At 67.5% G+C, this 21,553-nt stretch carries 20 protein-coding genes; 13 read left to right on the top strand and 7 right to left on the bottom strand.

The genetic code is table 11. From position 1 onward, the window contains the following. The first annotated feature begins 122 nt into the window (after positions 1–122). From INQ41_RS11525 to INQ41_RS11470, 12 genes are all read left to right on the top strand, one after another. A complete protein-coding gene (locus INQ41_RS11525) occupies positions 123–1,613 on the top strand; it encodes a dihydrolipoyllysine-residue acetyltransferase (protein WP_193984619.1) in 1,491 nt (496 codons plus the stop codon). Then, on the top strand, positions 1,613–2,254 hold the full coding sequence (locus INQ41_RS11520) for a hypothetical protein (protein ID WP_193984618.1): 642 nt from the start codon (positions 1,613–1,615) through the stop codon (positions 2,252–2,254). The genes INQ41_RS11525 and INQ41_RS11520 overlap by 1 nt, the downstream gene beginning before the upstream one ends. Positions 2,255–2,362: 108 nt before the next feature. Continuing rightward, the gene (gene lpdA / locus INQ41_RS11515; protein ID WP_193984616.1) at positions 2,363–4,303 is read left to right on the top strand and encodes a dihydrolipoyl dehydrogenase; all 1,941 of its coding nucleotides are present in this window, start codon (positions 2,363–2,365) and stop codon (positions 4,301–4,303) included. 149 nt (positions 4,304–4,452) lie between these two features. Continuing rightward, the gene (locus INQ41_RS11510; protein WP_228076599.1) at positions 4,453–4,974 is read left to right on the top strand and encodes a hypothetical protein; all 522 of its coding nucleotides are present in this window, start codon (positions 4,453–4,455) and stop codon (positions 4,972–4,974) included. After that, the gene (gene atpB, locus INQ41_RS11505; protein WP_193984614.1) at positions 4,967–5,797 is read left to right on the top strand and encodes a F0F1 ATP synthase subunit A; all 831 of its coding nucleotides are present in this window, start codon (positions 4,967–4,969) and stop codon (positions 5,795–5,797) included. Before INQ41_RS11510 ends, atpB begins: the two co-directional genes overlap by 8 nt. 82 nt (positions 5,798–5,879) lie before the next feature. Then, complete coding sequence (gene atpE / locus INQ41_RS11500; RefSeq protein ID WP_193984612.1) at positions 5,880–6,149, top strand: F0F1 ATP synthase subunit C; 270 nt, start codon at positions 5,880–5,882, stop codon at positions 6,147–6,149. Between the two features lie 82 nt (positions 6,150–6,231). Next, positions 6,232–6,702, top strand: coding sequence for a F0F1 ATP synthase subunit B (locus INQ41_RS11495; RefSeq protein WP_043957968.1), 471 nt, complete (start codon positions 6,232–6,234; stop codon positions 6,700–6,702). Between the two features lie 28 nt (positions 6,703–6,730). Next, a complete protein-coding gene (locus INQ41_RS11490) occupies positions 6,731–7,258 on the top strand; it encodes a F0F1 ATP synthase subunit delta (protein ID WP_193984610.1) in 528 nt (175 codons plus the stop codon). A gap of 66 nt (positions 7,259–7,324) precedes the next feature. Beyond that, positions 7,325–8,872: a F0F1 ATP synthase subunit alpha gene (gene atpA, locus INQ41_RS11485; RefSeq protein WP_193984608.1), complete on the top strand. Its 1,548-nt coding sequence runs from the start codon at positions 7,325–7,327 to the stop codon at positions 8,870–8,872. A gap of 13 nt (positions 8,873–8,885) precedes the next feature. Next, positions 8,886–9,749, top strand: a complete 864-nt coding sequence (gene atpG, locus INQ41_RS11480; protein ID WP_193984606.1) for a F0F1 ATP synthase subunit gamma — start codon at positions 8,886–8,888, stop codon at positions 9,747–9,749. 96 nt (positions 9,750–9,845) lie between these two features. Next, complete coding sequence (gene atpD / locus INQ41_RS11475; protein ID WP_193984604.1) at positions 9,846–11,255, top strand: F0F1 ATP synthase subunit beta; 1,410 nt, start codon at positions 9,846–9,848, stop codon at positions 11,253–11,255. Positions 11,256–11,318: 63 nt separating this feature from the next. After that, the gene (locus tag INQ41_RS11470; protein WP_193984602.1) at positions 11,319–11,744 is read left to right on the top strand and encodes a F0F1 ATP synthase subunit epsilon; all 426 of its coding nucleotides are present in this window, start codon (positions 11,319–11,321) and stop codon (positions 11,742–11,744) included. Between the two features lie 94 nt (positions 11,745–11,838). On the opposite strand, the gene INQ41_RS11465 is transcribed toward INQ41_RS11470, so the two are convergent. Continuing rightward, entirely contained in the window at positions 11,839–12,222 is a 384-nt protein-coding gene (locus tag INQ41_RS11465) for a GtrA family protein (protein WP_193984600.1), read from the bottom strand. 330 nt (positions 12,223–12,552) lie between these two features. Here INQ41_RS11465 and glmU point away from each other — a divergent pair, with 330 nt between their 5' ends. Continuing rightward, entirely contained in the window at positions 12,553–13,926 is a 1,374-nt protein-coding gene (gene glmU, locus INQ41_RS11460; RefSeq protein WP_193984598.1) for a bifunctional UDP-N-acetylglucosamine diphosphorylase/glucosamine-1-phosphate N-acetyltransferase GlmU, read from the top strand. Between the two features lie 31 nt (positions 13,927–13,957). Here glmU and INQ41_RS11455 read toward each other — a convergent pair whose 3' ends face one another. The 6 genes from INQ41_RS11455 to INQ41_RS11430 form a co-directional block, all read right to left on the bottom strand. Continuing rightward, complete coding sequence (locus tag INQ41_RS11455; protein WP_228076598.1) at positions 13,958–15,286, bottom strand: sensor histidine kinase; 1,329 nt, start codon at positions 15,284–15,286, stop codon at positions 13,958–13,960. Positions 15,287–15,290: 4 nt separating this feature from the next. After that, positions 15,291–16,646 carry a sigma-54-dependent transcriptional regulator gene (locus INQ41_RS11450; RefSeq protein ID WP_193984596.1) on the bottom strand — a complete coding sequence of 452 codons (1,356 nt, stop codon included), beginning with the start codon at positions 16,644–16,646 and terminating at the stop codon, positions 15,291–15,293. 10 nt (positions 16,647–16,656) lie between these two features. Continuing rightward, positions 16,657–17,883, bottom strand: coding sequence for an ABC transporter permease (locus INQ41_RS11445; RefSeq protein ID WP_193984594.1), 1,227 nt, complete (start codon positions 17,881–17,883; stop codon positions 16,657–16,659). Positions 17,884–17,892: 9 nt separating this feature from the next. Further along, positions 17,893–19,203: an ABC transporter permease gene (locus INQ41_RS11440; protein ID WP_193984592.1), complete on the bottom strand. Its 1,311-nt coding sequence runs from the start codon at positions 19,201–19,203 to the stop codon at positions 17,893–17,895. Positions 19,204–19,221: 18 nt separating this feature from the next. Beyond that, on the bottom strand, positions 19,222–19,944 hold the full coding sequence (locus tag INQ41_RS11435; RefSeq protein WP_193984590.1) for an ABC transporter ATP-binding protein: 723 nt from the start codon (positions 19,942–19,944) through the stop codon (positions 19,222–19,224). A gap of 118 nt (positions 19,945–20,062) precedes the next feature. Continuing rightward, positions 20,063–21,346 (bottom strand): efflux RND transporter periplasmic adaptor subunit, encoded by a 1,284-nt coding sequence (locus INQ41_RS11430; RefSeq protein ID WP_193984588.1) that lies wholly within the window; start codon positions 21,344–21,346, stop codon positions 20,063–20,065. Positions 21,347–21,553 lie beyond the last annotated feature (207 nt).

The following is a 21,553-nucleotide window of genomic DNA, read 5'->3' as shown; positions in this document are numbered from 1 at the left end:
CGCTGGCCTGTGCCGACGTCGATGCCGAAGTCCGAAAAGAGCTGTGTGCGACACGCCAGCGCTATTGGCGCGTCCCGTCGCCAGCGGCCACAATAGGGTTTTGGTGCTAGTCGGAGCCGCACATGGCTGAGTTGAAGGAAGCGCGCGTCCCGGATATCGGCGGATACGATGGCGTGCCGGTGATCGAGGTGCTCGTCGCGGTCGGCGATACGGTGCAGCTGGACCAGGGCCTGGTCACGCTGGAGTCCGACAAGGCGACGATGGAGGTTCCTTCCCCGTTTGCCGGCGTGATCCGCGAACTGAAGGTGGCCGTGGGCGATGAGATCGCCGAAGGCAGCGTGGTCGCGATGATCGAGCCGGAAGCCGCAGGCGAGTCCGCCGCCCCGGACAAGGACGCGGCAAAAGGCGACGGTAAATCCGCTTCGGGGTCTGCGGCCAAGGGCACGGCTGATGCCGAGCCGCCGCGCGCGCAGCCCGCTGCCGCCTCCGAGGAGACACGGACTGTGGAAACCGCCACGGCCGTGGAGCCTGACCACGTCGGCACTCCCAACAAGCTGGCGCAGCGTGAAATCGCCCGCGCTGGCGGCGATGCCTCCGGCGAAGCAGCCACCGCTGATGACGCCGCCGGCCCGCATTCCCCGCCGGTGAGCTTCGACGCCGACGAGCTGCTGCCGGGCAAGGTGCCCTACGCCAGCCCCGCCGTGCGCCTGTTCGCGCGCGAGCTCGGCGTGGACCTGATGAAGGTGGAAGGCAGCCAGCGCGGCGGCCGGATCAACAAGGACGACGTGCAGAAGTTCGTCAAGCAGGCGATGCAGTCCGGTGGCGCCTCCGCGGCGGCCCCCGGTGCCGGCGGTGCCGGCCTGAGCCTGCTGCCATGGCCGAAGGTCGACTTCGCGAAGTTCGGGCCGGTCGAGACGCGCGAACTGAGCCGGATCGAGAAGATCTCCGGGGCGAACCTGTCGCGCAACTGGGCGATGATTCCGCACGTCACCCAGTTCGAAGACGCCGACATCACCAAGCTGGAAAAGCTGCGTGTCGAGCTCAACAAGGAAAACGAGCGCGCCATCGCCAAGGGCGACGCCACCAAGCTGACGATGCTGGCGTTCCTGATGAAGGCCAGCGTCAGTGCCTTGAAGCAGTTCCCCGATTTCAACGCCTCGCTGGACGCGACCGGCGAGAACCTTGTCCTCAAGCAGTACTTCCACATCGGCTTCGCGGCCGATACGCCCAACGGGCTGGTCGTGCCGGTGGTGCGCGATTGCGACACCAAGGGCGTGATGGAGATCGCCATGGAGACCGGCGAGCTGGCCGCCAAGGCGCGCGAGGGCAAGCTGGGGCCGGCGCAGATGAGCGGTGGCTGCTTCACCATCAGCTCGCTGGGCGGCATCGGCGGGACCAAATTCACCCCGATCGTGAATGCGCCGGAAGTGGCCATCCTGGGCGTGTCCCGCGCATCCATGCAGCCGGTCTGGAACGGCGAGAAGTTCAAGCCGCGCCTGATGCTGCCGCTGTCGCTGAGCTACGACCACCGCGTCATCGACGGCGCCGCGGCCGCGCGATTCACCACCTACCTGGCCCAGTTGCTGGCGGACATGCGGCGGGTGCTGCTGTGATGCGAGCCGCGCTGGCACTGGTGGCGTTGCTGGCCTTCTCGCCCTTGGCGTTGGCCAAGAGCGAGTGCCAGGTCGATCTCGGCCAGGGCTGGCCGCCGGCCACCCGCAACCACGGGACCGCGGTGGAAGCGCTGTTTGCCGCCGGCGATTCGCCGGTGTTGAGCCTGGTGCGGCTGCCCCCGCGCGGCAAGGAGACCGGCGTGATGCTGGTGCGCTCGGCCGATGGCCGGACGTGGACGGTTCGCTCCGCGGTCGCTGCCGAGCGCGTGGACGCGATGACCACGATTCCCGGCGGCATCGAGCGCACGCTCAAGGTCGACAAGCCGGCGAAGCTGCGCGAGTCCGTCATGCCGGCAGCGCTGGCCGAGCGCGTGGTCGCCGCGTGGGGACGCGCGCTGAGCGCGGTCGTTCCCGAAGACCGTGCCGCCGCCTTCCAGGAAAACGAACTGCTGGTGTTCGCCGTCAATGACCGCCGCGTCAGCGGCACCGAGCCGACCTGCGGTCCCAGCCGTCTGCTCGCCCGTCAGGCGCAGGTCCTCATTGACGCGGCCGACTCCAAGGACAAGCACCTGCCCAAGCGCTGGAGCGCGCTGAGCAAGCTGCTCGACCAACTCGACACCCAGCTCGCCACCGCCCCTTAAGCGGAGGCGAGCGCCGGGCAAATCCAACACCGTGGCCGCCCGCCGGGCGCCCGGGTCCCGCTACCGTCGCTGCACCCCTGCAGGTGCGCGACCCCAGGAGGCACAGGCATGGCAAAGATCGAGATCAAGGTTCCCGACATCGGCGACTACGACGGCGTACCCGTTATCGAGGTCCTCGTTGCGGTGGGCGATACCGTTGAAGTCGACCAGGGCCTGGTCACGCTGGAATCCGACAAGGCCACCATGGAGGTGCCCTCCAGCGCCGCCGGCGTGATCAGCGAGTTGCACGTCAAGGTGGGCGACACGGTCGCCGACGGCGCGGTGATCGCGGTGCTTGAAACCGCCGACGCCGAGGCGACGGGGGACAAGCCGGCCGCAAACGCCGAGGAGGCCGGCGCCGCCGCCCCGGCAAAGCAGGACCAGGCTGCCAAGGCCACAAGCGACAAAACCACAAGCGACAACGCTGCGAGCAAAAAGAGCGCCGACGACAAGGCCGACGCCGGAGACGAAAAACCGGGCGAATCGCCATCGGATGGGCGCGGCCCGGCGAGCACCGATGACGCCGCAGGCAAACACGCGTCCCGGGGTCCCCAGCCCGCCGCGGCGAGCGGGCGCAAGGCCGATGTCGAGTGCGCAATGCTGGTGCTGGGCGCCGGTCCTGGCGGCTACACGGCCGCGTTCCGCGCCGCCGATCTGGGGTTGGACACCGTGCTGGTCGAGCGCTACCCGGAACTGGGCGGCGTCTGCCTCAACGTGGGTTGCATCCCGTCCAAAGCGCTGCTGCACGCCGCAGCGGTGATCGATGGCGCCAGCCAGGCCGACGAGATGGGCATCGCGTTCGGCAAGCCGAAGATCGCGCTCGACAAGCTGCGCGGCTACAAGAACAAGGTCGTCGGCCAGCTCACCAAGGGGCTGGGGGGCATGGCCCGCCAGCGCAAGGTCAAGGTGATCACCGGCGTTGGCCGCTTCCTCTCCGCCAATGAGCTGGAAGTCACCGGCGATGATGGCAAGACCCAGCTGGTGGCCTTCCGCCAGTGCGTGATCGCCGCCGGCAGCCAGGCCGTCAAACTGCCCGGCTTCCCGTGGGACGACCCGCGGGTGATGGACTCCACCGATGCGCTGGAACTGGCCGATGTGCCAAAGCAGCTGCTGGTCGTGGGCGGCGGCATCATCGGGCTGGAGATGGCGACCGTCTACAGCGCGTTGGGCAGCGCGGTCACCGTGGTCGAGTTCATGGACCAGCTGATGCCCGGCACCGACAAGGATCTGGTCAAGCCGCTGGCGGACCGGCTGAAGAAGCAGGGCGTGGAAATCCACCTGCAGGTCAAGGCCGCTGGCGTGGACGCGCAGAAGAAGGGCCTCAAGGTCAGCTTCGAGCCGGCCCAGGACGGCGGCAAGGCACCGGACGCGCAAGTGTTTGATCGCGTGCTGGTCGCGGTAGGCCGCGCGCCCAACGGCGGCAAGCTGGACGCGGAGAAAGCCGGCGTCAAGGTCACCGAGCGTGGTTTCATCCCGGTCGATCGGCAGATGCGCACCACCGCGTCGCACATCTTCGCCATCGGCGATCTGGTCGGCAATCCGATGCTCGCCCACAAGGCCACCCACGAGGCCAAGCTGGCCGCCGAAGTCGCCTCTGGCGCCAAGAAGGAATGGGTCGCGCGGGTGATCCCGTCGGTCGCCTACACCGATCCGGAAATCGCCTGGGTCGGCGTCACCGAGAACGAGGCCAAGGCGCGCGGCCTCAAGGTCGGCGTGGGCAAGTTCCCGTGGGCGGCTTCGGGCCGGGCGATCGGCATCGGCCGCACCGAAGGCTTTACCAAGCTTCTGTTCGACGAGGCCAGCGGCCAGGTCATCGGCGGCGGCATTGTCGGTGTGCATGCGGGCGAACTCATCGCCGAGATCGCGCTGGCGATCGAGATGGGCTGCGAGGTCGGCGACATCGCCCACACCATCCATCCGCACCCGACCCTGTCGGAATCGGTCGCCATGGCGGCGGAGATGTTCGACGGCACCATCACCGACCTCTACGCGCCGAAAAAGAAGGCCTGAGCGCCGCGGACAAGAGGAAGCCCCGGCGGATCAGGCCGGGGCTCCGGACCCGCCGCTTGCCGTTTGCCTTGACGAGGAGAGAGGGCGACGGGGGTCAGGAATATTGACCCGTCCGCCGCGGCAAGGTTCCCGGCCGATCGAAATAATCGGTGCGCACTTCAGGTTGGTTCAGCTGGGCGACCCTGAACAGCGCGCGACGGTTGCCGCCGGCGCCGGCGCAACCTATAATTCGGCGGCTTCATTGGGCGTTTATCTGCCCGCCCTCCAAAACCGACGAGCCGAGCGTGCACGATCCCATGTCCGCAGGCCGCCGGTTGGCGTTTCGCGCGATCGCCTTCCAGGCGGGCGCAACGGCGTTGACCGCGTTGGCCTTCCTTGTCCAGGGTGCGGATTCCGCACTGGCGGCACTGGTCGGCGGGTTCGCGCTGGTGGCCGGCGGTGGATTGGCGGCGCTGGTATCGCTGGGTGGCGGTGTAAAGCCCGCGGGCTCGGTCATTGGCCTGATGCTCGCCGGTGTGCTGGTGAAGTGGTTGGTGGTATTTGCCGTCCTCGCGGTTGGTCTGGCGGGGTTCCAGTTGCCGCCGCTGCCGATGCTGGCAGCGGTCGTGGCAACCATGCTGGCCTACGTGCTGGCTCAAATCCTGAATCGAGAAGGTGTCCTTCGTGAGTGAACAGACCGGCACTGGCGGCCTGAACGAATACATCCAGCACCACCTGCAGCAGTACGCCATCGATTTCGGTGGCGGCACCTTCCACGTCGATACGTGGGTGGTGTCACTGTTCTGCGGCCTGGTGTTTATCGGGTGGTTCGGCTTTTACGCCCGCAAGGCGACCTCCGGCGTGCCCTCCAAAGGCCAGGCCTTTGTCGAGATGGCGATGGAGTTCGTCGACAACCAGGTGAAGGACAACTTCCACGGCGACCGCAGCTCGATCACGCCGCTGGCGATCACGATTTTCATGTGGGTCGTGCTGATGAACGGCATGGACCTGCTGCCGCTGGACACGCCCGGGGTGGCCATCCAGGCCGTTGCCGGCGCTGACGTCGCCGCGCATACGTTCTTCCGCTGGGTGCCGACCGCGGATCTGAATACCACCGCGGCCATGTCCGTCGTCGTGTTCTTCCTGATCCTGTACCACTCGCTCAAGGCCAAGGGCGGCTTCGGCTTCGGCAAGGAATTGCTGACCTCGCCGTTTGCTGCCGAGAACCCGGTGACCCGCGCGGTGCTGATGCCCGCCAACCTGGGCCTCAACATCATCGAGTACTGCGTCAAGCCGGTATCGCTGGCCATGCGACTGTTCGGCAACATGTACGGTGGCGAGCTGGTGTTCATGCTGATCGCCGGGCTGCTGGGTGGCGGGCTGCTGATGTTCGTTCCCGGCGTGATCTTCAACCTCGCCTGGGCGATCTTCCACATCCTGATCGTGCTGCTGCAGGCGTTCATTTTCATGATCCTCTCGGTCGTCTACATCGCCGGCGCCTACGAGAGTCATTGATCGCGTCATCGCTCCACGTTGCACCGCTTTTCACCGCTTCATCCTTCCGCCAATCAAACCAACGTTTCAGTAGGAGAAAACCATGGAATTTATCGCCAGTGTGCAGGGCCTGACCGCGATCGCGATCGGCATGATGGTCGGTCTGGGCTCGATCGGCGCGTGCCTCGGCATCGCCATCATGGGCGCCAAGTTCCTCGAGTCGGCCGCGCGTCAGCCCGAGCTGGTGCCGATGCTGCAGGGCCGCATGTTCCTGCTGGCCGGCCTGATCGACGCCGCGTTCATCATCGCGTTGGCCGTCGGCCTGCTGTTCGCCTTCGGCAACCCGCTGCTTGCCGCACTGAACGCCGGTTGATCGACCTGCTTGAATCCGCGTGCCCGGAGTTCCGGGCGCGCTTCCCGGGCGCCCGCGCCCGCAGCCCGCATACGGAGCTGTCATGAATATCAACATGACCTTCTTTGGTCAGATGATCTCGTTCGCGTTGCTCATCTGGTTCACCATGAAGTTCATCTGGCCGCCCATGAACCGGGCGATTGAAGAACGCCAGAAGAAGATCGCCGACGGACTGGCGGCTGCCGAGCGCAGCCAGCACGACCTGGCCCAGGCCCAGCAGAGCGTGGACGCCGCGATGCGCGAAGCGCGGACCAAGGCCAACGAAGTGATCGACCAGGCGCACCAGCGCGCCAACCAGATCATCGAGCAGGCCAAGACCGACGCCATGGTGGAAGCCACCCGCCAGAAGGCGATGGCCGATGCCGAAATCGTCGCATCGCAGAACCGTGCCCGCGAGGATCTGCGCAAGCAGGTGTCCGCGCTGGCCGTCAGCGGTGCCGAGAAGCTGCTGCGCCGGGAAATCGACGCCAACGCCCACAAGGCGCTGCTCGATGAACTCGCCGCCCAGCTTTGATCCAGCCAACGACCGGATGCCCTGAGCAATGAGCCAGACCATGACCCTCGCCCGACCCTACGCCCGCGCCGCGTTCGCAGCGGCGAGCGGGGCCGGCCAGGTGGCCAGCTGGTCGCAGGCGCTTGCGCTTGCCGCCCGCCTTGCCGCCGATCCGAAGGTGGAGGCGCTGCTGAAGCATCCGCAGCTGTCGACCGCCGAGGCCGCGTCGCTGCTGGCCGTCGACGGTGCCGGCGAGGACTTCGGCCGCTTCATCGAGCTGCTGGCGTCCAACCGCCGCCTGCCGTTGCTGGCCGAGATCGCCGGCATGTTCGAGCAGTTGCGCGCGGAAGCCGAGCACGTGGTCAAGGCGCGCGTCACCTCCGCCAGCGAAATGCCGGCCGCCGAGCTGGAGTCGATCCGCGTTGGCCTCAAGCGCCGCTTCGGCCGCGAGGTCGAGCTGGAAACCGCGATCGACGAGTCGCTGATCGGTGGCGCGGTGATCGATGCCGGCGACGTGGTCATCGACGGCTCGCTGAAGAGCAAGCTCTCGCGCATGCAGTCGGCGCTGGCCGGCTGACCGGCTCCAACCGACGATCCGAATCATCTACTTCCGGCGCCCGCGCCGGGTACCAGGGAAACACCCATGCAAACCACGCTCAACCCGTCCGAAATCAGTGAACTGATCAAGACCCGCATCGAGAAGGTCAAGCTGTCCGCAGAGTCGCGCAACGAAGGCACCGTGACCTCGGTGGCCGACGGCATCGTGCGCATCCACGGCCTGGCCGATGTGATGCAGGGCGAGATGATCGAACTGCCCAACAGCATCTTCGCGCTGGCCCTGAACCTGGAGCGCGACTCGGTCGGTGCCGTGGTGCTGGGCGGCTACGAGAACCTGCGCGAAGGCGACGTGGCCAAGACCACCGGCCGCATCCTGGAAGTGCCGATCGGCAATGAGCTGCTGGGCCGCGTGGTCAACGCACTGGGCGAGCCGATCGACGGCAAGGGCCCGATCGACGCCAAGCTGACCGCTCCGGTGGAGCGCGTCGCTCCCGGCGTGATCTGGCGCCAGTCGGTCGACCAGCCGGTGCAGACCGGCTACAAGTCCGTCGATGCGATGATCCCGATCGGCCGCGGCCAGCGCGAGCTGATCATCGGCGACCGCCAGACCGGCAAGACCGCGATGGCGATCGACGCGGTGATCAACCAGAAAAACACCGGCATCAAGTGCGTGTACGTGGCGATCGGCCAGAAGGCCTCGACCGTGGCCAACATCGTGCGCAAGCTGGAAGAGAACGGCGCGCTGGCCCACACCATCGTGGTTGCCGCGACCGCGTCCGAGTCGGCGGCGATGCAGTACATCAGTGCCTACGCCGGCTGCACCATGGGCGAGTACTTCATGGACCGCGGCGAAGATGCGCTGATCGTCTATGACGACCTGTCCAAGCAGGCCGTGGCCTACCGCCAGATCTCCCTGCTGCTGCGCCGCCCGCCGGGCCGCGAAGCGTACCCGGGCGACGTGTTCTACCTGCACTCCCGCCTGCTGGAGCGCGCCGCGCGCGTGTCCGCGGACTACGTGGAGAAGTTCACCAACGGCGAGGTGACCGGCAGGACCGGCTCGCTGACCGCGCTGCCGATCATCGAGACCCAAGCCGGCGACGTGTCCGCCTTTGTGCCGACCAACGTGATCTCCATCACCGACGGCCAGATCTTCCTGGAAACCGACCTGTTCAACGCCGGCATCCGGCCTGCGGTGAACGCGGGCATCTCGGTGTCGCGCGTGGGTGGTTCGGCGCAGACCAAGATCATCAAGAAGCTCTCGGGCGGTATCCGTATCTCGCTGGCGCAGTACCGCGAGCTGGCGGCGTTTGCCCAGTTCGCGTCCGATCTGGACGAGGCGACCCGCAAGCAGCTCGAGCGCGGCCAGCGCGTGACCGAGCTGATGAAGCAGAAGCAGTACAGCCCGATGTCCATCGCCGACCAGGCGTTGTCGATCTACGCGGTCAACGAAGGTTTCCTGGACGACGTGGCCGTGGCCAAGATCCTCGCGTTCGAGGAAGGCCTGCACGCACACTTCGCCAATACCCAGGGCGAGCTGATCGGCAAGATCAACAGCAGCGGCGCGTGGAACGACGAGATCGAGGCGGCGTTCAAGCAGGGAATCGCAGAGTTCAAGCAGACCGGCACCTGGTAAGGCGGAAAAGACGATGGCAGGCGGACGTGAAATCAAAACCAAGATCAAGAGTGTGCAGAACACCCGCAAGGTGACGCGCGCGCTCGAGATGGTCTCGGCTTCCAAGATCCGCAAGGCGCAGGAGCGGATGAAGGTCTCGCGCCCGTATGCGCGGGTGATGAGGCAGGTCATCGGACACCTGGCCCAGGCCAACTCCGACTACCAGCATCCGTACATGATCGAGCGCGCCGATCCCAAGCGCGTGGCCTACGTCATCGTGTCCTCCGACCGGGGCCTGGCCGGCGGGCTCAACAACAACCTGTTCCGCAAGCTGCTGGGCGAGATCCACAAGTGGCAGCAGCAGGGCGTCGAGGTCGACGTGGTCACCATCGGCCAGAAGGCCTCGGTGTTCTTCCGCCGGATCAAGGTCAACATGCTCGCCACCGTGACCCACCTGGGCGACCAGCCCCGGGTGGAGCAGCTGATCGGGGTGATCAAGGTCGTGCTGGATGGCTACAGCGCCGGCAACATCGACCGCGTGTTCATCTGCTACAACGATTTCATCAACACCATGGTCCAGCGCGCCGCGTTCGACCAGTTGCTGCCGCTGCCGCCGTCCGAGGAGGCGATGTCGCGCCACGACTGGGACTACATCTATGAGCCGGACGCCGAAACCGTCCTGGATCACGTGATGACGCGCTACATCGAGTCGCTGGTCTACCAGGCGGTGCTGGAGAACGTGGCCTCCGAGCATGCCGCGCGCATGGTCGCGATGAAGTCCGCCTCCGACAACGCCAACAACCTGATCGGTGACCTGCAGCTGGTCTACAACAAGGCCCGCCAGGCCGCGATCACCCAGGAAATTTCCGAGATTGTCGGCGGCGCGTCTGCGGTCTGACCGCGGCACCGCCGGCTTCCGTCCGGAACTCCACACCCCAATCCCGCGGCCGCGATGTGCGATCCGCAAGCAGCTTCAGAGATACGAGGAAACATCATGAGCCAGGGCAAGATCGTTCAGATCATCGGCGCCGTCGTCGACGTCGAGTTTCCGCGCGACGCGGTCCCGCGCATTTACGACGCGCTGAAGGTCGACAACACCGAGATCACGCTGGAAGTGCAGCAGCAGCTGGGCGACGGCGTGGTGCGTACGATCGCGCTGGGCTCCACCGACGGCCTCAAGCGCAACCTGGTGGCCAGCAACACCGGCAAGGGCATCTCGGTGCCGGTCGGTCGTGGCACGCTGGGCCGCATCATGGACGTGCTGGGTCGCCCGATCGACGAGGCCGGCCCGGTCGAGGCCACCGCGCAGTGGGAAATCCACCGCGAGTCGCCGAGCTATGAAGAGCAGGCCGCGGCCAACGCGCTGCTGGAAACCGGCATCAAGGTCATCGACCTGATGTGCCCGTTCGCCAAGGGCGGCAAGGTCGGCCTGTTCGGCGGCGCCGGCGTCGGCAAGACCGTCAACATGATGGAACTGATCAACAACATCGCCAAGGCGCATGAAGGCCTGTCGGTGTTCGCCGGCGTGGGCGAGCGTACCCGCGAGGGCAACGACTTCTACCACGAGATGAAGGACTCCAACGTCCTCGACAAGGTCGCGATGGTGTACGGCCAGATGAACGAGCCGCCGGGCAACCGCCTGCGCGTTGCGCTGACCGGCCTGACCATGGCCGAGTACTTCCGCGACGAGAAGGACGAGAGCGGCAAGGGCCGCGACGTGCTGTTCTTCGTCGACAACATCTACCGCTACACCCTGGCCGGTACCGAGGTGTCCGCGCTGCTCGGCCGCATGCCGTCGGCGGTGGGTTACCAGCCGACCCTGGCCGAGGAAATGGGCGTGCTGCAGGAGCGCATCACCTCCACCAAGACCGGCTCGATCACCTCCGTGCAGGCGGTGTACGTGCCCGCGGACGATCTGACCGATCCGTCGCCGGCGACCACCTTCGCCCATCTGGACGCGACCGTGGTGCTGTCGCGTGATATCGCCTCGCTGGGCATCTACCCGGCGGTGGATCCGCTGGATTCGACCTCGCGCCTGCTGGATCCCAACGTGATCGGCCACGAGCACTACGACACCGCGCGCAAGGTCCAGGCCACGCTGCAGAAGTACAAGGAGCTCAAGGACATCATCGCGATCCTGGGCATGGACGAGCTGTCCGAAGAGGACAAGCAGGCCGTGTCGCGGGCGCGCAAGATCGAGCGCTTCTTCAGCCAGCCCTTCCACGTGGCCGAGGTGTTCACCGGCTCGCCGGGCAAGTACGTGCCGCTGAAGGACACCATCCGCGGCTTCAAGGGCATCGTGGACGGCGAGTACGACCACCTGCCCGAGCAGGCGTTCTACATGGTCGGCAGCATCGAGGACGCGGTCGAGAAGGGCAAGAAGATCATCGGCGAGGCCGCCTGATCCCGCTTCTTCTTCCGTTGGCGGAAGAAGGGCGCCCCACCTTCGATCCACGCAGAGAATTCTATGGCTAGCACCTTCCGTTGCGACATCGTCAGCGCCGAAGAGGAAATCTTCCGCGGCGACGCCACCATGCTGGTGGCGACCGGCGAGATGGGCGAGCTGGGCATCGCGCCCAAGCACGCCCCGCTGATCACCCGCCTGAAGCCGGGCAAGATCGTGGTGACCCTGCCCAATGGCGAGCAGCTCGACTTCGCCGTCACCGGCGGCATCCTCGAGGTGCAGCCCCAGGTGGTGACCATCCTGGCCGACACCGCGATCCGTGCCCAGGACATCGATGAGGCCGCGGTGCGCGCCGCCAAGGAAGAGGCCGAGCGCATCCTCGCCCGTCGTGCCGAGCCGATGGAAGTGGCCGAAGCGCAGGCGCGCCTGGCCGAGGTGACCGTGCAGCTGCAGGCGCTGGAGCGTCTGCGCCGGAACATGAAGCACTGACGTACGCTGCGCACACGCGGCACCGACGACGCCGGCCCCGCGCCGGCGTTGTCGTATCTGCGCCTTCCATCGCTGTGGTGTCGAGGCGGGCGCGTCAGCGCCGGTATACCCAGTGGCGCGACAGCACGAAGCCGACGCCGCCCAGGGCGATTTCCACCGCCGGCTTTGCCAGCCACGCCCACTTCAGGCCGCCGAGGTGGTTGATCGCGCCCATGGCCCACGTGCTGATCGCCGTGGTCAACGCCCACATCAGCACAAAGCGCAGCAACTGGCGGCGGCCGATCACGGTGTCGTCGCCGGCAAACGTGATGCGCCCGTTCAACCAGAAGCCGATCAGCGCGCCACTGACCCGGCCGGCGATGTTGGCCAACTCGACCGACAGCCCGTAGTGGCTCAGCGCGACCATCACCGCCCAGTCCAGCAGCCACTGACCGAGCCCGATGACCAGGTAGTGCTGTCCCTGTCGGGGCAGGCTCATGGTGACGACGCCGCTGCTTCGCGTGGGATGCGCCACCACTGACCCTCGTCGGCAGTCAACTCGAGGCCGAAGAAACAAACACCCGCGGCCGCCCAGATCAGCGCTTGGGCAAGCATTGGACTGCGCGAAGAGGCAGCAGGGTGAGGCACCGCGGAATCCTAGCAGATGGCCGGGAGCCGGGAATCGTCAATTGGCAGTTGAAACGCAACGACCGGTGGACCTATCGAGTCCTGGATTCCCCGTGCTTTCAGGAACAATCTAGAATCACTGGCGCGAGAGCAAGTTCCCCGAGCTCGCCCGCGCCCATCCTGTTTTGTCGCCGGAGTCCGCATGCCCGCCCCCCTGCACGTCGTCATCCTCGCCGCCGGCGAGGGCAAGCGTATGAAGTCAGCCTTGCCCAAGGTGCTGCAGAAGATCGCCGGGGTCCCGATGCTGGGCCACGTATTGGCTACCGCGCGCGCGCTGGAGCCGGCCGGCATCCACATCGTCTACGGGCACGGCGGCGAGCAGGTGCGCGATGCGTTCCGCGACCATTCCGACCTGCTGTGGACCGAGCAGACCGAGCGGCTCGGGACCGGCCATGCGGTGCGCCAGGCGATGCCGGCGGTGCCGCAGGACGCGCGTCTGCTGGTGCTCTACGGCGATGTGCCCCTCATCCGGGCCGAGACGCTGCAACGGTTGCTCGAGTCCAACGGCCGGGTGGGCGTGCTGGTCGCCGACCTGGAGGATCCCACCGGGTACGGGCGCGTGCTGCGCGATGCGCAGGGCATGGTCGCGCGCATCATCGAGCAGAAGGATGCCAGCGAGCAGGAACGCGCGATCCGCACGGTCAATACCGGCATCCTGGTCGCCGACGGCGAACCGCTGCGACGCTGGCTGGAGCGGCTGGAGAACAACAACGCCCAGGGCGAGTACTACCTGACCGATATCTTCGCCTCCGCCGCAGCGGAGTTTGCGCCGGCTGGCATGGTCCACGTCGAGGATCCGGTCGAGGTCGAGGGCGCCAATGACCCGTGGCAGCTCGCCCAGCTCGAGCGCGCCTTTCAACTGCGCGCGGCCCGGGCACTGACCGTCGCCGGAGCGCGCTTGGCCGACCCGGCACGGGTCGATATCCGCGGCCAGGTCACCGTCGGCCGCGATGTGGAGATCGACGCCAACGTCGTCCTTGAGGGCCGCGTGGACCTGGGTGACGGCGTCCGGATCGGCCCGTTCTGCCGCCTGCGCGACGTCACCCTGGGCGCGGGCACCGAGGTGCGTGCGCACTGCGACCTGGACGGCGTGGTGGTCGAAGGCGCCGCCGCGATTGGTCCCTACGCACGCCTGCGACCGGGCACGGTGCTGGCCGATGGCGCGCACGTGGGCAACTTCGTCGAGATCAAGAACACCCGCATCGGGGTGGGCAGCAAGGCCAGCCACCTGAGCTACCTGGGCGACGCGGTCATCGGCAGCGGGGTGAACATCGGCGCCGGCACGATCACCTGTAACTACGACGGGGTCAACAAGGCGCGCACCACGATCGAGGATGGCGCGTTCATCGGCTCCAACAGCTCGCTGGTGGCGCCGGTCAGCATCGGCAGGGATGCGACGATCGCGGCGGGCTCGGTGATTACCCGGCCCGCGCCGGAGGGCCGGTTGAGCGTCGCGCGCTCGCGCCAGTCGGTGGTCGAGGGCTGGCAGCGGCCGGTCAAAAAGCCGCGCAGCTGAGCGCTACCGCTGCGGGTCGGACCTCACGCCCTCAGCGGGGCAGCACCATGCTCACGCACAACCCGCCGCCTTCACGGTTGAGCAGCGCAATGCGGCCGCCGTGAGCCTCGGCGATCTCGCGTGCCAGCGCCAGGCCCAGTCCGGTGCCGTGACGCTTGGTCGAGTAGAACGGCAGCAACGCGTTGGCCAGCACGGCCTCGTTCATGCCGGTGCCGCGGTCGAGGATGTCGATCCGCCAATGCTGCGGCAGGCGGCGTACCGCCAGGCCCACACCATCTGCGGGCGATCCCGACTCGTGGGCGTTCTTGAGCAGGTTGATCAGGCACTGCTCCATCTGCGCGGCATCGCACCTGACGGTGTCGTCGGCCGGGATGTCCTCGGCAACGAACTCGACCTGGGAGCGCAAGCGTTCCACGAACGATGACCACGCCACCGGCTGCAGCCGCGGCGCCGGCAGCTTGGCGAAGCGCGCGTAGTCGCGGATGAAGCCTTCCAGATGGCGGGCACGCTCCTCGATGGTGGACAGCGCAACAGGCAGTCGCTCGAGCTGGCCACGCCGCAGCAACGCGGCGCTGGAGTGCGCCAGCGAGGCGATCGGCGCCAGGGAATTGTTGAGTTCATGGCTGATGACGCGGATCACCTTCTTCCAGGTCTGCACTTCCTGGCGGCGCAACTCGGCGGTGAGCAGGCGCAGCAGGACCAGCTCGTGGCGGCGCCCGTTGAGGCGGAACTGGCGCCGCGACAGGTGGTAGGTGTCCTCGATGCCGTGCTCGATGTCGTTGGCGTCGCCGACGGTGAACAAGCCATCGCCGCCCCGGTCCAGCGCTTCGCGCATCGCCGCCGGAGAGTTGTCGACCAGCTGCTCGAAGGACTGGCCCTCCAGCCGGCGCCCGCCGCCCAGCATGCTGCGGGCGGCCAGGTTGGCGTGGACGATCCGCTGCGACGGGTCGATCAGGACCATCGCCACGGGCGTGTTCTGGACCATCGTGTCGAGCAGCAACTCGCGCTCCACCAGGGCCTGACGCTGCTCGCGCAGGGTGTCGCCCAGGCGGTTGTGCGCGGCCACCAGTTCGGCCAGTTCCCCGTGCACGTTGGACGAGAGTCCGAAGTTGTAGTCGCCATCGCGGTAACTGGCGACCGTGCCGGCCAAGGCGCGGAACAGCGAGCGCATCGGCGCCAGCAGGCGCTGCACGTGATAGACGAGCAGCGGCAGGTCGATCGCGACCGCAGCCGCCCAGGCCATCCATGGCTGCGCCAGCCATTGGCTCAGCGCCAGCGCCAGCGCCGCGACACCAGCGACGTGCAGCAGGGCCAGCGCAGTGAATACGAGACTGATCGGCAGTCGGCGCAGCCAGCTCATGCCGTCAGTCGCGCTTGATGCCGAGGCGGTCCAGACGCCGGTACAAGGCCTGGCGCGACAGGCCCAGCTCGCTCGCCGCCTGCGCCAGCACGCCGCCGTGGCGGTGCAGGGCGGCTTCGATGCGCTCGCGGTCGGGCTCATCGACCGCGCCGGCGGCCGGCAGGCGTGCCACGGCGCCGGTCGACGCCGGTGGCAGGCCGAGGTCGGCGGCGCCGATCTGCTCGCCGCGACCCAGCAACGCGGCGCGTTGCAGGGTGTTGCGCAGTTCGCGCACATTGCCCGGCCAGGCGTGGGCGAGCAGCGCGCGCTCGGCCGCGCCATCAAGCTGCTTGCCCGGCGGCAGGAAGTGGCGTGCCAGCGGCAGGATGTCCCCGGGCCGGTCGGCCAGGGCGGGCAGTTTCAGCTCGATCGCATTCAAGCGGTAATACAGGTCCTCGCGGAAGCGCCCGTCGGCGATCAGCGCCGGCAGGTCGGCGTTGGTCGCGCTGATGATGCGCACCTGCACGCTGCGCTCGCGATTGCCGCCCAGGCGCTCGAAGCGGCCGGTTTCCAGCACGCGAAGCAGCTTGACCTGGCCGGCCGGGGACAGCGTGCCGACCTCGTCCAGGAACAGGGTGCCGCGGTCGGCGGCCTCGAATTTGCCCTCGCGCGCGCGCGTCGCGCCGGTGTAGGCTCCGGCCTCGGCGCCGAACAACTCCGCCTCGATCAGCTCGGCGGGCAGCGCGCCGCAGTTGAGGGCGACAAACGGACCGTCGCGTACCGCCGAATTGGCATGCACGATCTGGGCGAACTTCTCCTTGCCGGTGCCGTTGGGCCCGGTAATCAGTACCGGCAAATCCGAACGCGCCACCTGGCAGGCCAGCACCAGCACGCTCTCGCTGGAGGGGTCGGCGTAGACCAGCCCGCACAGGTCGTACTCGCGCGCCAGCGCATCGCGCCGGCGACGCTCGCCTTGGCGGTGCCGCTCCAGCTCGCGCCGCGCCTGCGACAGCTCCAGCAGGTTGTTCACCGTGACCAGCAGCTTGCGGTCGTCCCAGGGTTTGGCCAGGTAATCGGCAGCGCCGGCCCTGACCAGGTCGACCGCCGACTCCAGGTGGGTCCAGGCGGTCAGCAGGATCACCGGCAGGTCCGGGTGCCGCGCGCGGATCTGGCCGAACAGCGCCATGCCCTCCGCGCCGGAGGTGGTGTCGGCGCGGAAGTTCATGTCCTGCACGACCAGGTCGATGTCCCCGCTTTCCAGCGCGGTGAGGCCGGCCTCCGGGCTGGCCGCAGTGCGCGTGTCGATGTCGTGCAGCGAGAACAGCACCTCCAGCGCAGTGGCGACGGAGGGGTTGTCATCGATGACGAGGACCGTGGGCATCCGGAAAACTCTACACGCTGCGCGTGGCGACGGCGGGCGGCACGGCGGCGGCGCGGCGCGCCGGTCCGAACACCGCGACCTGGCCCAACACCCACAAGGCCACCGCCCCGACAGGCAGGTACAGCGCCGGCAGGCGGGCGAGCTCGTAGTGCTCCATCAGCAACAGGTTGATGCCGTAGGCGAGCGCCATGCCCAACGCGATGCCGACCGTGGCCAGCAGGAAGTTCTCGGTCTGAAAGTAGCGCAGGATCTGGCCGCGGGTCGCGCCCAGCGCGCGGCGCACGCCGATCTGCTTGGTACGCTGCTGCACCCAGAAACTGGCCAGGCCGACGATGCCCAGCGCGGTCACCACCAGCAGGCCGACGATCACCGCCACCAGCAGCCAGACCATAGCCCGGTCTTGGGCGTAGAACTTGTCGCGCAGGACTTCGAAGGTCTCGTTTTTCAGCAGGATGCGGTTCGGGTTGAGCTGGTCGAGTTTACTGATCGCCGCCTGCAGCACTTCCTCGCGGCGCTCGGGATCGGTGCGCAGCAGGTAGTTGCTGCCGGTGTCGTAGGTCACCCGGACCGGCAGGATCATCGAGTGGTGCAGTTCCGCCGGACCCGCGTTGCCGGGTCGGATCAGGGTCTCGACCACGCCGACGACTTTGTTCGGCTCCTCGCCCATGGCGTAGATCGATTGGCCGATCGCGCTCGCGCCGGGGAACAGTTTCTCGGCCGTCGCCCGGGTCAGGATCACCGCCGGGATGCCGGGTGCCGTATCGGGAGACCTCAGTGCGGAGTAATCGACGTATTCGTCGCTATTGAAGTCCCGTCCGGCCATCAGTTTCAGGCCGAGGGTTTCCAGCAACTGCTCGTCACCCAGGTACATGCCCGCGCTCATCGTCGGAACCTCCTGGTCGGGCTTGAGGTTGATCGAGGTGTTTGAGGAGGAGTTGCCGAACGGGATCTGATTCGTCAATGCAACGGCCTTGACCCCGGGAATCGCCTGCAGCGCGGCGATGTCCTCGCGGCTGAGCGCCTCGGCATTGTCGTCCTTGCCGATGCCGGTGAGCTGGATGCGGACGAGCTCCGATTCGGCCACGCCGCTCGGGCGCTCGATGCGCTCGATGCGGGAGCCGATCAGGAACACGGCGTTGCAGATGATCGCGCAGCTCAGCGCGATCTCCAGCACGATCAGCGCCGATGCGGTCTTGTGCCGGCGCAGCGTCGACAGGATGGGGCGGATATCAAACATGGGGTGGCCTCACTGGCTCTTGAGCTGGATGGCGGGTGTGACCTGGCAGGCGCGCCAGGCCGGCAAGGCGCCGGCGAGCAGGCTGGCGACGATCGCGAGCACGAAGGTGGTCAGCAACATCGTCGGGTCGAGGCGGGCCAGCTCGGCATAGCTGGCAGGCTGCTGGCGCACCGCCCACAGGCCGAGCAGGGCCAGCCCGAGACCGAGCACGCCACCGGCCAGGCCGACCGTTCCCGCCTCCACCAGACATTGGGCGAAGATCGCCCGCCGCGATGCACCCAGCGCACGGCGCACGCCGATCTCGCTGGAGCGGCGCAGGAACTTGGCCAGCAGCAGGCCGACCGTGTTGACCAAGCACACCAGAAGGAAACCGAACGCCAGCCAGGTCTGCAGGCGCACGTCGTTGGGCACCACGCGCTTGAAATCCAGCCATTGCATGACATTGCGCAGGCGCACGTTGGTCGGGCGCTCGAAGCGGCCGGCGGCGCGCTGCTGGTCGGAGTAGTTCTCCAGGTAACGGCGGTAGTCCTCGGCCTTGGCCGGGCTGTCGAGCTGCACCCAGTACTGCAGCCAGGTGCACGGCGCGTTGAGGTCGTACTGGCCTTCGTCCATTTCGCGCGAATCGCCCCAGCAGTTCATCGTGCCGCTGTGGCCGAGCTTCATGTCGCGCGCGGTCCAGAACGGCAGGAACACCTGCTCCAGATCGCCGAAACGGCTGGTGTTGAGGTCGTAGAAGCGCGGGGTCAGCCGCCAGTCGTCGATCACCCCGACCACCTGGAACGTGGCCTGCTCCAGCCGGATGGACTGGCCGACGCTGTTGCCGCCGTCGAACAGCTTGTCGTTGAGTGCCTTGGAGATCACCGCCACGCGGTCGCGGGACTGGTCTTGCGCCGCGGTCCAGCCGTTGCCGTGGGCGAAGGGCACCTCGAACATCGGGAAGAAGTCGCCCGTGGTGTAGCGCGCGTCGGCGTTGAACGGCTTCAGGCCGTCGCGCTGCGGCTCCACCGACACGCTGCCGCCGACCATGATCGCCTGGCGGTCGCCCTTGCCCGCGGCCAGCAGCGCCTCGGCATCGAAGCGGGTGAGTTGCTCGTCTGGTTCCTCGCCGGGGATATGGCCGGCCTTTCCCCGGGGATCCAGTTGCGGATAGAAGAGCGCCTGGCTCTTGCCCGGCAGCGGGTCGCCGGAGAGCACATGGAACACCGTCAACGTGGTCATGCTGGCGCCGATGCCCAACGCGATTGCCAGCACCATCAGCGCGGTGAGGACCTTGTTGCGGCGGAAGCTGCGCAGGGCGAGGTCGAGGTAGTAGCCGAACATGGCAGGGCTCCGTAGGCGTCAGGGGGTGGCCGCTGTGGCGGCCTCGTCGCGCGGCTGCAACAGCGATGCCCCGGTGGCCAGATCCGTCGCCATGCCATCGACGATGTGCACGTCGCGCTGCGCGCGCGCGGCCAGTTCCGGGTCGTGGGTGACCATCACGATCGTGGTGCCCTCGGCGTTGATCTCCTCGAGCATCTCCAGCACCCCGCGGGCCATCTGCGAGTCCAGGTTGCCGGTCGGCTCATCGGCCAGCAGCAGGCGCGGGCTGCCCGCCAGCGCACGGGCGATCGCCGCACGTTGCTGCTGGCCGCCGGACAGCTCGGCCGGGTAGTGCTTCATGCGTGAACCCAGGCCGACCCGCGACAGCGCGCCTTCAATGCGCTGCTTGCGCTCTGCCGCCGACATCCCGCGGTAGCGCAACGGCACATCGACGTTGTCGAACAGGTTGAGGTCGGGAATCAGGTTGAAGCTCTGGAAGATGAAGCCGATCTTGCGGTTGCGCAGTTTCGAGCGGGCGTCGTCGGACAGCGTGCTGACATCCTCGCCCTCGAGCTTGTAGACGCCGCCAGTGAAGGTTTCCAGCAGGCCGGCGATGTTGAGGAAGGTGGTCTTGCCCGAGCCTGACGGGCCGGTGACGGCGACGAACTCGCCTTCGCGCACGTGCAGGTCGAGTGCGCGCAGGGCGTGGGTCTCGACCAGTTCGGTGCGGTAGACCTTGGTGACGGCTTGCATGTGCAACATGGGAACTCCGTGGTGTGGTCGGCCGGTGCTCAGCCGTGGCTACGAATGGGGATGTGGCTGGATGCGTGGCGATGAAAATCCGGGTGGCGCGATTGGCAAAGGGCTTCGGGTACGCGGCTCACAGGCCACTGATACGCACCCGCTCTGCATCGTCGAACTGGTCCGCGCCGGAGACGACGATGCGGTCACCGGCCGCGAGGCCTTCGACGATTTCCACCGCGCCGATGCTGCTGACGCCGGTCTGGATGCGTTTGCGGACCGCTACGTTGCCGTCCATGACGTAGGCCAGGTTGCCGCTGCCCTGCTCCACGAACGGGCCGCGCTCGACCACCAGCACGTTTTCGCGGGTATCCAGCACGACGCGCGCGCGCATGCGCTGGTTCTGGCGCAAGCCAGCCGGTTGCTGGTCGGCAAAGCGCAGGCGCGCGGTGACCTCGCCGTTCACCACCTCGGGCGACACCGCCGAGACCGTCGCCGCGAGCGGTTGACCTCCGCTGCCGCTGAGCTGGGCGGACATGCCGATGGCCAGGTCGCGCGCGAAGCTCTCGGGCACCTTGATTTCCACCTCGAAGCGGGACAGGTCGACCACGCCCAGCACCGGCGCATTTGCCGCGACGTTGGCGCGCTGGTCCACCAGCACCTGGCCGACCTGGCCGTCGAACGGCGCGCGCAGGGTCAGCAGGTCCACCTGCCGCTGCAGTTCGCTGACCACCGCGCGCTGGCGATCGGCCAGCAGTTGCTTGTTGCGGCTGTCGAGCGTGGCGCCCTGGCCCTGCAGGGAGAACTCGCGACGGGCGTGGCCGAGGCCGAGCTCGCTCTTCTTCAGCGCGTCCTCCGCGCGGGCGACGTCGATCTGCGAGACCGCGCCGCCTTCAAATCCCCTGCGGTAGCGCTGCAGATCGCGCTCCGCCGCCTGGCGGTCGACGCCGGCCTGGTCCAGAGCGCGACGTGCAGCGGAGCGTGCGACCTGCGCATCCAGCGTCGCGCGTCCGGCTTCGGCTTCCGCGCTGGCCAGGGTCGCCTGCTCCTGGGCCAGGTTGCTGAGCAGTTCGGGACTGTCAATCACCGCCAGCGGCTGGCCCTTTTTCACCACATCGCCGGCGACCACGTTGAGGGTGACCGTGCCACCGGCGATGGCGTACAGGGTCGGGCTGTTGGCGGCGATCACCCGGCCGTCGGCGGAAATGTCACGGACCAGATCGCCACGGGTGACCGTCGCCACGCGCAGCCGGTCGCCGGCAAACGAGCGGCTGCCGGCGCTCCAGCCGGCCACCAGCCAGCCTCCCAGCAGCAGGACGCCGAGCGCGATGGCGCCAGCCAGCAGCCAGCGACGGCGCTGGCGCACTTTTACTGATGGCGCGGCGATGGATTGGTCCTGGCCAGAGGTGTCGCGAATGCTCATTGGGGTCCTGTGCTGATCAATTTGCGCACGAAGAACGAAGCAACAACCGTGCCAACGCGCAAGCCATTGATTTACATAAATTCCTGTCGCTGCTGGAGCGTCCGTCGGTCGGTTCCGGGTGTCCGTCCGGACACTGCGATCAGGCGGCAGGCGAAACCGGTTGACCTTCCCGGCTAAACTGTGGGGCTACCTGCAGGAGTCCGAGTC

Source organism: Lysobacter ciconiae (assembly GCF_015209725.1).
GTDB classification, from domain to species: Bacteria; Pseudomonadota; Gammaproteobacteria; order Xanthomonadales; family Xanthomonadaceae; genus Novilysobacter; species Novilysobacter ciconiae.
This window is presented reverse-complemented; position numbering and strand designations above follow the sequence as displayed.